Below are 13,339 nucleotides of genomic sequence, written 5' to 3'. Positions count from 1 at the left end.
AGGCGCAAGGGCCCGATTCTCTGTTCTTCCGTCAGTTAACAGAAGAAGAAATCTCTCAATTTACTGCCGTGTTTATACCGGATGACGGCTTCGCTTTATCCGGCCTACAGTTTCATTACGTATACTTCTTTGTTCGCCGCGTTGGCGCGGTATTCGCCGGATCGTCCGGCCAGACATGTTTGGGATAGCGCCCTTTCATCTCTTTTTGCACCTCACGGTACGATCCCTGCCAGAACGCGCTTAAATCGCTCGTTACCTGTAGTGGTCGTTGCGCCGGAGACAGCAGTTCCAGCACCAGCGGCACGCGCCCCTCGGCGATGGTTGGGGTCTTCGCTTCACCAAACATTTCCTGCATCCGAACCGCCAATACCGGAGGGTTATCCTCATGATAGCGAATGGCAATCCGGCTTCCCGTCGGCACAGTGTAATGCGCTGGCAGTTCACTATCCAGACGTTGCAGCATTGACCAATCCAGCAAACCGCGCAACGCCTGACCCACATTTAGCGCTTTTAACGCGCGTAGCGAATGCACACCGCTCATGTGCGGCAGCAGCCAGCTCTCCAGCGTCGCCAGCAGAGAATCCTCATCTACCGCAGGCCAGTTATACTCTGACAACCAGTTTGCCGCACATTGCAGACGCAGGCGAAACTGCTCGGCTTCCGGCGTCCAGTTGAGCACACTTAGCCCTTTATCGCGAATGCCGTTCAACATCGCCAGGTGCAACTCCTCTTCCGAGGGTTTGGCCAGCGCCTGTACTTTTACCGTTAGCTGGCCAATGCGCGACCGACGCAATGCTTTTAACGTTCCCTGAGTTTCATCCCATTCGATGGTGTCAGATTGTTGTAGCAGTTCAGGGCATGCCTGTATCAGCGCTTCGATATCCAGCGGCAGAGCCAGCAGAATACGCGCATCCGGCGAAGCGCTGCCCTGCAGTAGCAGCGGCGCAATTAGCCATTCATGGCGTCCGGAGGCGTCATCGGCATCCAGCATTGCCCCCATGCCATTCGCCAGTTGATAGCGCCCTTCCTGCCCACGCCGACGCGCGATCCGATCGGCAAACGCCTGCGCCAGTAATGAGGGGAGCAGCGCGCTGTCCGGCTGTCCGCTGCGAACGTTAAGCCGTTTCAGTAATTGCTGGCTGCGCTGCTGCCAGGCGGGCTGATTTCGTGAAAACGCTACAGCCAGATCGGTACTGCCACCGCGCGGCGGCTCTTCCAGAATCGCAGCCAGTTTTGCCGCCGTTGCCGCTTCATTGTCATTGTTGGCGCTAACCAGCATAGCCGCTAAACGGGGGTCGTTACCCAACGTCGCCATTTTCTGCCCCCTGGCGCTGAGCCTGTCACCCTCAAGCGCCCCCAGCATCTGCAGCAGCCGCTTTGCCGCCTGCAAGTTGATGGCGGGCGGTGTATCCAGCCAGTTCAGTTGCTCAGGGTCGGTGCATCCCCATTGCAGTAACTCCATCAGCAGTCCGGACAGGTCGCTCTGTAAAATCTCCGGTTCTCCCTGTGCCGCCGCTCTTTCCGCCTGCTCTTTGGCAAGCAAATGGAGGCAGATACCGGGTTCCAGACGGCCCGCGCGTCCCGCTCGCTGGGTCATCGAGGCCTGGCTTATGCGTTGGGTAATCAGTCGCGTTAAACCGGTACGCGCATCATAGCGCGCCACGCGCTCCTGGGCGCAGTCCACCACCAGCCGGATGCCTTCGATCGTTAAGCTGGTTTCGGCAATATTGGTCGCCAGCACCACTTTGCGCTTGCCTTGCGGCGCGGGCAAAATCGCCTGACGCTGCTCGGCAAGCGTCAGCGCGCCGTACAGTGGGCACAACAACACATCGCTGCCCACACGCGTTGCCAGTTGCTCCTGCACGCGCTGGATTTCCCCTACACCCGGTAAAAACAGCAGCAGCGACCCGCTTTCATGGCGCAGGAGTTCTGCCGTCGCTATCGCTACCGCTTCAGCAAAACGCAGATGCGCCGCCAACGGCTGATATCGTCGATCAACGGGAAAAGCGCGGCCTTCAGAAACGATCGTCGGCGCATCAGGCAACATCTGCTGCAAACGCCCGTTGTCCAAAGTGGCAGACATGATCAATATTTTCAGATCGTCACGCAGCCCTTGCTGCACATCCAGCAACAGCGCCAGCGCCAGGTCGGCCTGCAAACTCCGCTCGTGAAATTCGTCGAGGATGACCAGCCCAACGCCCGTCAATTCGGGGTCGCGCTGGATCATGCGTGTCAGAACCCCCTCCGTCACCACCTCAAGGCGGGTCTGCGGCCCTACGCAGCTTTGCGCACGCATGCGATACCCCACGGTCTCGCCAGGCTTTTCATTCAGCAATTCCGCCAACCGCTGCGCCACATTGCGTGCTGCCAGACGCCGCGGCTCCAGCAAAATAATCCGTCCCTTGATACCGCGATGTTCAAGGAGTCGCAACGGCAGCCAGGTTGATTTCCCGGCACCGGTCGGCGCCGTCAGCAAAACCTGCGACGAGGCATCAAGGGCGGTAAGTAGTTCAGGCACTACGGCGGCAACGGGCAACGACGTCACAAATGACTCCAGAGGGTTAACATTCTTCGCGCTGCATTGTAGCATCGCGTTAATTCATAACCGAGTATCCATCATGTCTGAGCCAAAAAGGCTGTTCTTTGCGATTGAATTGCCTGGCGAGGTTCGGGAGCAGTTAATCCACTGGCGGGCCGCGCAGTTCCCCCCTGAAGCGGGTCGTCCCGTCGCCGCCGATAATCTGCATCTGACGCTCGCCTTTTTGGGCGACGTCAGCGCTGAGAAGCAGCATGCGTTAACGCAGCTTGCGGGGCGTATTCGCCAGCCTGGTTTTACGCTCAAACTCGACGATGCCGGGCAATGGCTGCGCTCGCGAGTCGTGTGGTTGGGAATGCGTCAGCCGCCGCGCGGGCTGCTGCAGTTGGCGAACATGTTGCGGGCACAAGCCGCACGCAGTGGGTGCCACCAGAGCCCGCAGCCGTTTCACCCGCATATCACGTTGCTGCGTGACGCCGGTCACGCGGTATCTATCCCTCCGCCAGGGTTTGGCTGGTCGTTTCCGGTAACGGAGTTTGGGCTTTATTCCTCCTCATTCATGCGAGGACGCACGCGTTACACGCAGTTGCAACGCTGGACGCTGACTGAATAATCAAAGGAACTGTTCATGCAATTTTCTCCACCTTTACAACCAGCAACGCTCATTCAGCGCTATAAGCGTTTTTTAGCGGATGTGATCACACCGGATGGCACAACGTTAACGCTACACTGCCCCAATACGGGAGCCATGACCGGCTGCGCAACGCCGGGAGATACTGTCTGGTATTCGACATCAGAAAATACTAAACGAAAATATCCACATACCTGGGAATTAACGCAAACCCAATCCGGTGCACTTATTTGTGTTAACACGCTGTGGGCCAATAGATTAACGAAAGAGGCTATTCAGCGTTCGTTAATTTCGGAAGTTTCAGACTACAGCACCTTGAAAAGTGAAGTAAAATACGGCGCCGAAGGGAGCCGCATCGACTTTTTGTTACAGGCGGATTCCCGACCTGACTGCTATATTGAAGTGAAATCAGTCACGTTGGCGGAAAAAGATCAGGGTTATTTTCCCGATGCCATCACTGAACGAGGTCAGAAACATCTTCGGGAATTGATGAGCGTAGCGGCCGAAGGCAAGCGCGCGGTGATATTTTTCGCGGTGTTGCATTCAGCCATTACACGGTTTTCACCCGCGCGCCATATCGATGCAAAATATGCGCAATTATTAGTTGAAGCACAGCTTAAGGGGGTAGAAATTCTGGTTTATAAAGCGGAACTTTCTGCCCATGGTATGACTCTTAAAGAGCCGTTGCCCATTACCTTGTAATGGTGTAAATATTCGGTTAATTAGTATTCTGGGCGCGTGGGCAAATACGCTTTTCCTCACAGGGTTGTCAAGTGTTACGTTTAGATAATTGCTATCCGGAAAAGCATCTGCTATTTATAGCGACCTGATTTTTCCCCCGAACATGGGGATCGATAGTGCGTGTTAAGGAGAAGCAACATGCAAGAAGGGCAAAACCGTAAAACATCGTCCCTGAGTATTCTCGCCATCGCTGGGGTGGAGCCGTACCAGGAGAAACCGGGCGAAGAGTATATGAACGAAGCCCAGCTGTCGCACTTCAGGCGTATTCTTGAGGCATGGCGTAATCAACTTAGGGATGAAGTTGATCGCACCGTATCTCATATGCAAGACGAAGCGGCTAACTTCCCTGATCCGGTGGACCGCGCCGCACAGGAAGAAGAATTCAGCCTTGAGCTGCGTAACCGTGATCGTGAGCGCAAACTGATCAAAAAGATCGAGAAGACGCTGAAGAAAGTAGAAGACGAAGATTTCGGCTACTGCGAATCATGCGGCATAGAAATTGGTATTCGCCGTCTGGAAGCGCGTCCGACAGCCGATCTGTGCATCGACTGTAAAACGCTGGCAGAAATCCGCGAAAAACAAATGGCAGGTTAATTCCGGTCATTTTTACCACGTTTACTACAGGCGGGAGCTTCTCCCGCCTTATTATTTGTTAGCCCGCAAAATGAGCGATTCACATTATATTGGCCGCTTCGCCCCTTCCCCCTCTGGCGAACTCCATTTTGGTTCACTGATTGCCGCCCTCGGGAGTTACCTGCAGGCCCGTGCTCGTCGCGGAATCTGGCGGGTACGCATTGAAGATATTGACCCCCCTCGTGAAGTTCCCGGTGCTGCAGACACGATTCTGCGTCAGCTGGAACATTACGGGCTGCACTGGGATGGCGATATTTTATGGCAATCCCAGCGTCATGACGCCTACCGCGAGGCGCTGGCCTGGCTGCATCAGCAGGATCTGAGTTATTACTGCACCTGTACGCGCGCGCGTATTCAAAGCGTCGGCGGTATTTACGACGGTCATTGCCGTGAACTACGCCACGGGCCTGAACAGGCGGCGGTCCGCATTAAGCAACGCCATCCGGTGATGCAGTTTACGGACCAACTGCGCGGTGTGATTCAGGCTGATCCGCGGCTTGCAAAGGAAGATTTTATTATTCACCGTCGCGACGGGCTGTTTGCCTATAACCTCGCGGTGGTGGTAGACGACCACTTCCAGGGCGTGACGGAAATTGTGCGCGGTGCCGATCTTATCGAACCGACGGTACGGCAAATTTCGTTGTATCAACAGTTCGGCTGGCAAGCGCCGGACTATATTCATCTGCCGCTGGCGCTCAACGAACAAGGCGCTAAACTTTCAAAACAAAATCATGCACCTGCACTGCCGCAAGGCGATCCACGCCCGGTGATTGTTGCTGCGCTGCGCTTTCTCGGCCAGCACTCCGATATCCCGTGGCAGGAGATGCGCGTGGATCAGATTCTCACGTTTGCCATTGAAAACTGGAGTCTGACAGCGGTGCCAGAATCGGCGATCGTAAATCCGCCATTCTCAAATGCATCATGCTGAGCTATGATTAGCCGCTATTTTTACACAGCAACACTTGTTCTGATTGAAGTTTGACACTACCGAGGTGCACTATTTTTACCCGAGTCGCTAATTTTTGCCGCAAGGTGCTAAGCCGCGAGGAGCGCGAGGCCGAGCTCGCCGTCGCCCGTCCACATATGACGGTAATCCCGCGTGAGCAGCACTCTATCTCCCGCAAAGATATCAGTGAAAATGCCCTGAAGGTAATGTACAGGCTCAATAAGGCCGGATACGAGGCATGGCTGGTTGGCGGAGGCGTACGCGATCTTTTGCTGGGCAAAAAGCCGAAAGATTTTGATGTCACGACTAACGCCACGCCAGATCAGGTGCGAAAACTGTTTCGTAACTGTCGTCTGGTTGGTCGCCGTTTCCGTCTGGCCCATGTCATGTTTGGCCCGGAAATTATCGAAGTGGCAACTTTCCGTGGTCATCATGAAGGCAGCGAGTCCGATCGCACAACCTCACAGCGCGGACAAAACGGTATGCTGCTGCGCGACAACATCTTCGGCTCCATCGAAGAAGATGCCCAGCGTCGCGACTTCACGATTAACAGCCTGTATTACAGCGTGGCCGATTTCACCGTGCGTGATTACGTTGGTGGCATGCAGGATCTCGAAGAGGGCATCGTTCGCCTGATCGGTAATCCGGAAACGCGCTACCGCGAAGACCCTGTACGTATGCTGCGGGCCGTGCGCTTTGCCGCCAAGCTCGACATGCGTATCAGCCCGGAAACCGCTGAGCCAATCCCGCGTCTGGCAACACTGCTTAACGATATTCCCCCCGCACGCCTGTTTGAAGAAGCGCTCAAACTCTTACAGGCGGGCTATGGGTATGAAACCTATAAAAAACTGCGTGAGTACAGCCTGTTCCAGCCGCTGTTCCCCACCATTACGCGCTATTTCACCGAAGACGGTGACAGCCCAATGGAACGCATCATCGCTCAGGTGCTGAAGAATACCGATAACCGCATCCACAATGATATGCGCGTTAACCCGGCGTTCTTGTTCGCCGCCATGTTCTGGTATCCGTTACTGGAAGCTGCGCAGAAAATTGCCCAGGAAAGCGGTCTGGCTTACTACGATGCCTTCGCACTGGCGATGAACGACGTACTGGATGAAGCCTGCCGCTCGCTGGCGATCCCGAAACGTCTGACCTCGCTGACCCGTGATATCTGGCAGTTGCAGCTACGCATGTCTCGTCGCCAGGGCAAACGCGCCTGGAAGCTGATGGAGCATCCGAAGTTCCGCGCCGCTTACGATCTGCTGGCCCTGCGTGCCGAAGTGGAAAACAACGCTGAGCTGCAGCGTCTGGCGCAGTGGTGGGGAGAATTCCAGGTTTCAGCACCGCCGGAACAAAAAGGCATGCTCAACGAACTCGACGAAGAACCGGAACGCCGTCGTCATCGTCGCCCGCGTAAACGCGCCCCGCGCCGTGAAGGTTCCGCGTGACCATCGCCTATATCGCTCTCGGCAGTAATCTGGCCTCTCCTCTGGAGCAGGTTAATGCTGCCGTAAAAGCGATTGGCGACATTCCCGACAGCCGTATCGTCGCTGTTTCCTCCTTTTACCGCACACCGCCATTAGGCCCACAGGATCAGCCAGATTACCTGAACGCTGCCGTGGCGCTGGAAACCACTCTCGCTCCCGAAGAATTGCTTAATCATACCCAACGCATTGAGCTGCAACAGGGACGCGTACGTAAAGCCGAACGCTGGGGGCCGCGCACTCTGGACCTCGATATTATGCTGTTTGGCGATGAAGTGATTAACACCGAACGTCTGACCGTGCCGCACTACGACATGAAAAACCGTGGTTTTATGCTGTGGCCGCTCGCTGAAATCGCACCTGAGCTTATCTTCCCGGAGGGTATCAGCCTGCATCAGCACCTCACCCATCTTGGTGCCGCAAAACCTGCACACTGGTAAAGTATCCTCTCCCCTTCAGCGTTTACTACTTTAGTGCCAAACGGTTGCTTAAAACAATTGCCCCCCTGAATGTGACTGTTAGAATGCCGATAAATATGACTTTCATCATCAGGAAATGTTATGAAACCCACCACCATTTCACTGCTGCAGAAATGCAAGCAAGAGAAAAAACGCTTCGCGACCATTACCGCCTACGACTACAGCTTCGCTAAGTTATTTGCCGACGAAGGCATTAATGTGATGCTGGTTGGCGACTCGCTGGGCATGACGATTCAGGGGCATGACTCCACCCTACCGGTCACCGTTGAAGATATTGCTTACCACACTCGTGCCGTACGTCGTGGCGCTCCCAACTGTCTGCTGCTCTCCGACCTGCCATTTATGGCTTACGCCACGCCGGAACAAGCATTTGAAAACGCCGCGGTGGTGATGCGGGCGGGCGCTAATATGGTCAAAATTGAAGGCGGCGCCTGGCTGGTGGATACGGTAAAAATGCTCACCGAACGCGCCGTACCGGTTTGCGGTCATCTGGGATTAACACCGCAGTCGGTGAATATTTTCGGCGGCTATAAAATTCAGGGCCGCGGCGACGCCGGGCAGGTATTGCTGGATGACGCGCTGGCCTTAGAAGCCGCTGGCGCTCAGTTGCTGGTGCTGGAGTGCGTGCCGGTTGAGTTGGCGAAGCGCGTCACCGAAGCGCTGTCGATTCCGGTTATCGGTATCGGCGCTGGTAACGTCACCGATGGACAAATCCTCGTCATGCACGATGCCTTTGGTATTACCGGAGGCCACATCCCGAAATTTGCGAAGAATTTCCTCAATGAAGCAGGCGACATGCGCGCCGCAGTGCGGCAGTATATGGCTGAAGTGGAGTCCGGCGTTTATCCGGGCGAAGAACACAGTTTCCACTAATTTTTCAGGCCATATATCGGCCTGAAAAGCGTAGCGCCATCAGGCGGTTCGCTGCATGTTGCCGGATGGCGGCGTAAACGCCTTATCCGGCCTACGGTTCCTCAGGCAACTCAAGGAGTCTTGTCGTGTTAATCATTGAAACCCTGCCGCTGCTGCGCCAGCATATTCGTCGTCTGCGTCAGGAAGGCAAACGCGTCGCTCTGGTTCCCACCATGGGCAACCTGCACGACGGCCATATGAAGCTGGTCGATGAGGCAAAAGCGCGGGCTGATGTGGTGATCGTCAGCATTTTCGTCAACCCGATGCAGTTTGACCGACCGGACGATCTGGTGCGCTATCCGCGCACGCTGCAGGAAGATTGTGAAAAGCTGAACAAGCGTAAAGTCGATTATGTTTTTGCGCCTGCCGTTGAGGAAATCTACCCGCAGGGTCTGGAAGGCCAGACTTTCGTTGAAGTTCCCGGTCTCTCCACCATGCTGGAAGGCGCCAGCCGTCCAGGCCACTTCCGTGGCGTTTCCACTATCGTCAGCAAGCTGTTTAACCTGATCCAGCCAGATATCGCCTGCTTTGGCGAGAAAGATTTCCAGCAGCTCGCGCTGATCCGCAAAATGGTGGCGGATCTGGGTTATGACATTGAGATCGTTGGCGTGCCGATTATTCGCGCCAAAGACGGTCTGGCGCTTAGCTCACGTAACGGCTATCTGACCGCAGAGCAGCGAAAAATTGCGCCGGGTCTGCACAAAGTGATGAACGGCATCGCTGAAAAGCTGCTTGCTGGCCATCGTGACCAGGAAGAGATTATTGCCATTGCCGAGCAGGAACTGAATGAAAAAGGCTTCCGTGCCGACGATATTCAGATTCGTGATGCCGACACGCTGCTGGAGCTGACGGAAACCAGTAAACGCGCGGTGATTCTGGCCGCCGCCTGGCTGGGTCAGGCACGTCTGATCGATAATCAAAGCGTTACATTAGCCCAGTAGACAGGGGTTAAAAATCAGGCAATACTGCCTGAGAATTTCTCAAAGCAGGCCAGTAGTGCCTGCTTAGCCAAGGTAAACGACAGGGTATAGAAGTTATGATTCGCACCATGCTGCAAGGCAAGCTCCACCGCGTAAAAGTCACGCAGGCGGACCTGCACTACGAAGGCTCCTGCGCCATCGACCAGGATTTCCTCGATGCCTCTGGTATTCTGGAAAACGAAGCTATTGATATCTGGAACGTGACCAACGGTAAACGTTTCTCAACCTACGCGATTGCGGCTGAACGCGGCTCCAGAATCATCTCGGTGAACGGCGCAGCGGCACACTGTGCTGAAGTCGGCGACATTGTGATTATCGCCAGCTTCGTCACCATGTCTGATGAAGAAGCCCGCACCTGGCGTCCGAAAGTGGCCTACTTTGAAGGCGACAACGAAATGAAGCGCACCGCGAAAGCCATTCCGGTACAGGTTGCCTGACAGCCCTTACCCCTGCGGCTGATTACTTATCAGCCGCGACATCGTCTCCAGCGAATCCGTTCTTAAAATATAAAGTCTTTTCAATAAGAACGGATTATCCCCCGGTTTAACCTTCCCTCTCACCGTGGTGACCGCCATGTGGAATCCCGCGTCGCCTGCCGCTTTTACTGCCGTGGAGTTATAGCCGCCAAACGGATACGAAAGATAAAGAACGTGAGGGTTAAACTGAGACAACGCCCGACGCGAACGGGCGAAATCAAACAGAATATTATGATAGCTGCGACTCAGCAGGATTGGCCGGTGATTCGCATCAACCCGATGTAAAAAATGGGTATGCGACTGGAAGTCGAACACGTCCCTGATCTCATTCAGTTCCGCGATGCTCATAAACTGCAGTGATTTCGGATCCCACTTCTGCGGGTGGCGCTTGATACGTGAGGAGATAATAAACGCCGTTGCCTTCATGCCGTGCTGCTTCAGAATCGGGTAAGCATAACGACTCACCGACTTCAGACCATCATCAAAAGTCAGCACCACCGCCCGCGCCGGGAGATTCATATTGTTGCGAACATAGCCTTCCAGTTGGTACATCGTCAACGTGGTGTAGCCGCGGTCCTGTAGCCAGGCCATCTGGTTGCTGAAGGCGCGTACGGAGGTTGTCGTGGAGGTGTGGCGAAAACGGGTATTCTCTTCATCGCGCAGAATATGGTGATAGGTTAACACCGGGATACCGTTGTCTTCCTGCGCATCCAGAGCGCTGATATAGGCCAGTCTGCCGCCAATACGGATCTGGTACCAGGTTTGGTTGAGACGGTCTTTAAGCTTGCTGATAACCGGATAACGCAGATTATCCGCCAGCACGCCAAACGGGGCGCTACCAACATCCGGAGCGTTATAAACCGGCGTATCTTTCCAGGTGATCAGGCTTTGGTTGCTGAGGGGTTTATTGAGATCGCCCAGACCATCGTCGACTTTCTGCCGCCCCTGCACAGGCTCCAGATGCCCTTTATCAATAAACCCGGTACCAAAACCAAAGGTAAATTCGTAATAATCTGCCGCAATTGGCTCAACGGCGAGGATCTGCCCGGCGCGAATATTCCCTACCGTCACCATCTTGTTGCCAATCTGCGCCCACACGGCGGCCGCTTCGGTGGTTTGCATGTAGCGAGCAGGCAAAGCCGCAGCTATGCTGCCAGAAAACAGGAGCAATAAAACAAGCAGAACGCGCATCACCATATGAGATAACCGAGGCGAGAAACCCCGGCTATTGTAGCAAAAGCGCCATCAATACCAATGATTAATACTCATACAAATCATGCTTCAACACGAAGGGGGGATTTTTCTGTTGTTGATGCCAGAGGCTAGAGACTTCGGGCCCGCCAAGCGCAACGATGCTATCACGAAACGCAGAACTGCTCATCGATTCCCGCGACGAAAGCATTCGCTCAAGCAATGGATAACTGATACCTGAAATCACTTCACACTGGGGATGTTTATGGCTCATTAACGAAGCCACGCGGTAAGGCGCGGCCCCGGCCATATCCGTCAGGAATATCACACCCTCGCCAGAGTCTGTAGCATGCAGGGCATGGCACATCATGCGGCTTAGCATATTCGAGCTAAGCCCACGCCAAAAACTCACCGCCTGGCATTGAACCAACGGGCCGTACTTTTTCTCCAGACGATGCAGCATATCCTGTGCCTTATCATCATGACAGGTAATTACCCAACCTAGCATTGCCTACCTCCTTAGCAGGCAAGTAGTTTATCAGGGTGATAAATCCGTAATGGTGATAAGCATCAAAAGTCTTCCTCTCCCGGGCAAGGAGAGGAAGAAAGACTTAGCTGCGCAGGCCGCGTCCGCGCTGAATCAGGTACCAGCACAGCAAATAAAACGCCGCGATAAACACCACCAGCACGCCAAAGGTCGTGACCAGCGGAACATCGTGGATCCCCAGGAAGCCGTAACGGAAACCGCTAATCATGTAGACAATCGGGTTCAGATGGGACAGTCCCTGCCAGAACGGCGGCAGCAACGTTAACGAATAGAAAACGCCGCCCAGATAGGTCAGCGGAGTCAGCACGAAGGTTGGGATCAGGCTGATATCGTCAAAGGTTTTAGCGAAAACCGCGTTCAACAGACCGGCCAGCGAAAACAGCACCGCTGTTAACACCAGCGTAAGCGCCACAAAGACCCAGGAATGCACCTGGAACGGCACGAAGAACAGCGAAATCGCTGTTACCAGGATCCCTACGCACAGGCCACGCGCCACGCCGCCGCCAACAAAACCGGCGATGATCACGTGCGTCGGTACCGGAGCGACCAGTAACTCTTCAATGTTGCGTTGAAACTTGGCGCTGAAGAATGACGATGCCACGTTAGCGTACGAGTTGGTAATTACCGCCATCATAATCAGCCCTGGCACGATAAACTGCATATAGCTAAAACCATGCATTTCGCCGATACGCGAGCCGATCAGGTTACCAAAGATAATAAAATAGAGCGTCATAGTAATGACGGGAGGAACCAGAGTCTGAACCCAGATTCGCATAAAGCGGTGGATCTCTTTCGCCCAGATGCTTTTCAGCGCAACCCAATAAAGCTGCATCATGCGCGATCTCCTTGTTTTTCATGCACCAGAGAAACAAACAGTTCTTCCAGTCGGTTCGCTTTGTTTCGCATACTCAATACCTGAATGCCCTGGGCGCTCAGCTGTGAGAACACGCTGTTGACCCCCTGTTCACGCAGGACTTCCACTTCCAGCGTGGAGGTATCCACCAGCCGGTATTGATAGCCCTCCAGTTTTGGCAGCGGGCTTTTCGGCGCCAGATCGAGAATAAAGGTCTCGGATTTCAGCTTAGAGAGCAGGCTCTTCATCGAGGTGTTTTCCACCAGCTCGCCGTGCTGAATAATGCCGATATTGCGACACAGCATTTCCGCTTCTTCGAGATAGTGAGTGGTCAGAATAATCGTGGTGCCTTTGTCGTTTAAATCCTTTAAAAAACCCCACATTGAACGACGCAGCTCAATGTCGACCCCCGCCGTCGGTTCATCAAGGATGAGTAATTTAGGCTCGTGCATTAGTGCGCGGGCAATCATCAGACGGCGTTTCATCCCGCCGGAGAGCATGCGCGCGCGCTCGTTACGTTTTTCCCATAAATCGAGCTGCTTTAAATATAGTTCGCTGCGTTTGACCGCCTCTTTATACTCAACGCCGTAATAACCCGCCTGGTTGACTACGATCTGCTGCACGGTTTCAAACGGGTTAAAGTTAAACTCCTGCGGTACCAGACCAAGCTGGCGTTTCGCATTAACGGTATCTTTTTCAAGATCGTATCCGAAGACGCTCACCCGCCCAGAGGTTTTATTCACCAGCGAGCTGATTATCCCGATGGTGGTGGACTTGCCTGCGCCATTCGGTCCCAAAAGCGCATAAAAATCCCCCGCTTCGACTTGCAAATCTATTCCGCGTAACGCCTGAACGCCACCGGGATAGGTTTTTTTAAGTTGTTGAAGTTCCAGAGCAATGGTCATGGTTTTTTACTTACCTTACATTCTA

General features: G+C 54.3%; 14 protein-coding genes. 9 read left to right on the top strand and 5 right to left on the bottom strand.

Annotated elements, in window-relative coordinates:
- Window positions 1-115 precede the first annotated feature (115 nt).
- Complete coding sequence (gene hrpB / locus OGV38_RS22915) at window positions 116-2,545, bottom strand: ATP-dependent helicase HrpB (protein WP_269519393.1); 2,430 nt, start codon at window positions 2,543-2,545, stop codon at window positions 116-118.
- Between the two features lie 73 nt (window positions 2,546-2,618).
- Between hrpB and thpR the strand changes: the two genes are divergently transcribed.
- The 9 genes from thpR to panD all read left to right on the top strand — a co-directional run bounded on the left by thpR (window position 2,619) and on the right by panD (window position 9,779).
- Window positions 2,619-3,149, top strand: a complete 531-nt coding sequence (thpR, locus tag OGV38_RS22910; RefSeq protein ID WP_016155716.1) for an RNA 2',3'-cyclic phosphodiesterase — start codon at window positions 2,619-2,621, stop codon at window positions 3,147-3,149.
- 15 nt (window positions 3,150-3,164) lie between these two features.
- Window positions 3,165-3,869 (top strand): DNA/RNA nuclease SfsA, encoded by a 705-nt coding sequence (sfsA, locus tag OGV38_RS22905; protein WP_016151742.1) that lies wholly within the window; start codon window positions 3,165-3,167, stop codon window positions 3,867-3,869.
- 177 nt (window positions 3,870-4,046) lie between these two features.
- Window positions 4,047-4,502, top strand: a complete 456-nt coding sequence (dksA, locus tag OGV38_RS22900; protein WP_286475132.1) for an RNA polymerase-binding protein DksA — start codon at window positions 4,047-4,049, stop codon at window positions 4,500-4,502.
- Between the two features lie 70 nt (window positions 4,503-4,572).
- Window positions 4,573-5,469, top strand: coding sequence for a tRNA glutamyl-Q(34) synthetase GluQRS (gluQRS, locus tag OGV38_RS22895; protein WP_016155714.1), 897 nt, complete (start codon window positions 4,573-4,575; stop codon window positions 5,467-5,469).
- A 71-nt stretch (window positions 5,470-5,540) separates the two neighbouring features.
- Window positions 5,541-6,935, top strand: coding sequence for a polynucleotide adenylyltransferase PcnB (gene pcnB, locus OGV38_RS22890; protein WP_203457720.1), 1,395 nt, complete (start codon window positions 5,541-5,543; stop codon window positions 6,933-6,935).
- Entirely contained in the window at window positions 6,932-7,411 is a 480-nt protein-coding gene (folK, locus tag OGV38_RS22885) for a 2-amino-4-hydroxy-6-hydroxymethyldihydropteridine diphosphokinase (protein ID WP_016151739.1), read from the top strand. Before pcnB ends, folK begins: the two co-directional genes overlap by 4 nt.
- Before the next feature lie 120 nt (window positions 7,412-7,531).
- Window positions 7,532-8,323 (top strand): 3-methyl-2-oxobutanoate hydroxymethyltransferase, encoded by a 792-nt coding sequence (gene panB / locus OGV38_RS22880; RefSeq protein WP_003829230.1) that lies wholly within the window; start codon window positions 7,532-7,534, stop codon window positions 8,321-8,323.
- Between the two features lie 125 nt (window positions 8,324-8,448).
- Complete coding sequence (gene panC / locus OGV38_RS22875; protein ID WP_016151737.1) at window positions 8,449-9,303, top strand: pantoate--beta-alanine ligase; 855 nt, start codon at window positions 8,449-8,451, stop codon at window positions 9,301-9,303.
- Window positions 9,304-9,398: 95 nt separating this feature from the next.
- Window positions 9,399-9,779, top strand: a complete 381-nt coding sequence (panD, locus tag OGV38_RS22870) for an aspartate 1-decarboxylase (RefSeq protein WP_000621526.1) — start codon at window positions 9,399-9,401, stop codon at window positions 9,777-9,779.
- Window positions 9,780-9,785: 6 nt separating this feature from the next.
- Here panD and OGV38_RS22865 read toward each other — a convergent pair whose 3' ends face one another.
- From OGV38_RS22865 to OGV38_RS22850, 4 genes are all read right to left on the bottom strand, one after another.
- On the bottom strand, window positions 9,786-11,015 hold the full coding sequence (locus OGV38_RS22865) for a polysaccharide deacetylase family protein (RefSeq protein ID WP_047358493.1): 1,230 nt from the start codon (window positions 11,013-11,015) through the stop codon (window positions 9,786-9,788).
- 61 nt (window positions 11,016-11,076) lie between these two features.
- On the bottom strand, window positions 11,077-11,517 hold the full coding sequence (locus tag OGV38_RS22860) for a PTS sugar transporter subunit IIA (protein ID WP_016151735.1): 441 nt from the start codon (window positions 11,515-11,517) through the stop codon (window positions 11,077-11,079).
- A 103-nt stretch (window positions 11,518-11,620) separates the two neighbouring features.
- The gene (locus OGV38_RS22855; RefSeq protein WP_003829467.1) at window positions 11,621-12,391 is read right to left on the bottom strand and encodes an ABC transporter permease; all 771 of its coding nucleotides are present in this window, start codon (window positions 12,389-12,391) and stop codon (window positions 11,621-11,623) included.
- Window positions 12,388-13,314 carry an ABC transporter ATP-binding protein gene (locus OGV38_RS22850; protein WP_046275357.1) on the bottom strand — a complete coding sequence of 309 codons (927 nt, stop codon included), beginning with the start codon at window positions 13,312-13,314 and terminating at the stop codon, window positions 12,388-12,390. The genes OGV38_RS22855 and OGV38_RS22850 overlap by 4 nt, the downstream gene beginning before the upstream one ends.
- Window positions 13,315-13,339 lie beyond the last annotated feature (25 nt).

Source organism: Citrobacter sp. Cb080, assembly GCF_030334745.1.
GTDB lineage: Bacteria > Pseudomonadota > Gammaproteobacteria > Enterobacterales > Enterobacteriaceae > Citrobacter > Citrobacter braakii.
The sequence above is the reverse complement of the archived record's forward strand: the minus strand, read 5'-3'. Positions and strand labels throughout refer to the sequence as shown.

Bases quoted from the DNA above. Each gene is read 5' to 3' on its own strand.
- thpR (WP_016155716.1), top strand. From the start codon at position 2,619: ATGTCTGAGCCAAAAAGGCTGTTCTTTGCGATTGAATTGCCTGGCGAG.
- sfsA (WP_016151742.1), top strand. From the start codon at position 3,165: ATGCAATTTTCTCCACCTTTACAACCAGCAACGCTCATTCAGCGCTAT.
- OGV38_RS22860 (WP_016151735.1), bottom strand. From the start codon at position 11,517: ATGCTAGGTTGGGTAATTACCTGTCATGATGATAAGGCACAGGATATG.
- OGV38_RS22855 (WP_003829467.1), bottom strand. From the start codon at position 12,391: ATGATGCAGCTTTATTGGGTTGCGCTGAAAAGCATCTGGGCGAAAGAG.
- panB (WP_003829230.1), top strand. From the start codon at position 7,532: ATGAAACCCACCACCATTTCACTGCTGCAGAAATGCAAGCAAGAGAAA.
- OGV38_RS22865 (WP_047358493.1), bottom strand. From the start codon at position 11,015: ATGGTGATGCGCGTTCTGCTTGTTTTATTGCTCCTGTTTTCTGGCAGC.
- gluQRS (WP_016155714.1), top strand. From the start codon at position 4,573: ATGAGCGATTCACATTATATTGGCCGCTTCGCCCCTTCCCCCTCTGGC.
- OGV38_RS22850 (WP_046275357.1), bottom strand. From the start codon at position 13,314: ATGACCATTGCTCTGGAACTTCAACAACTTAAAAAAACCTATCCCGGT.
- panD (WP_000621526.1), top strand. From the start codon at position 9,399: ATGATTCGCACCATGCTGCAAGGCAAGCTCCACCGCGTAAAAGTCACG.
- dksA (WP_286475132.1), top strand. From the start codon at position 4,047: ATGCAAGAAGGGCAAAACCGTAAAACATCGTCCCTGAGTATTCTCGCC.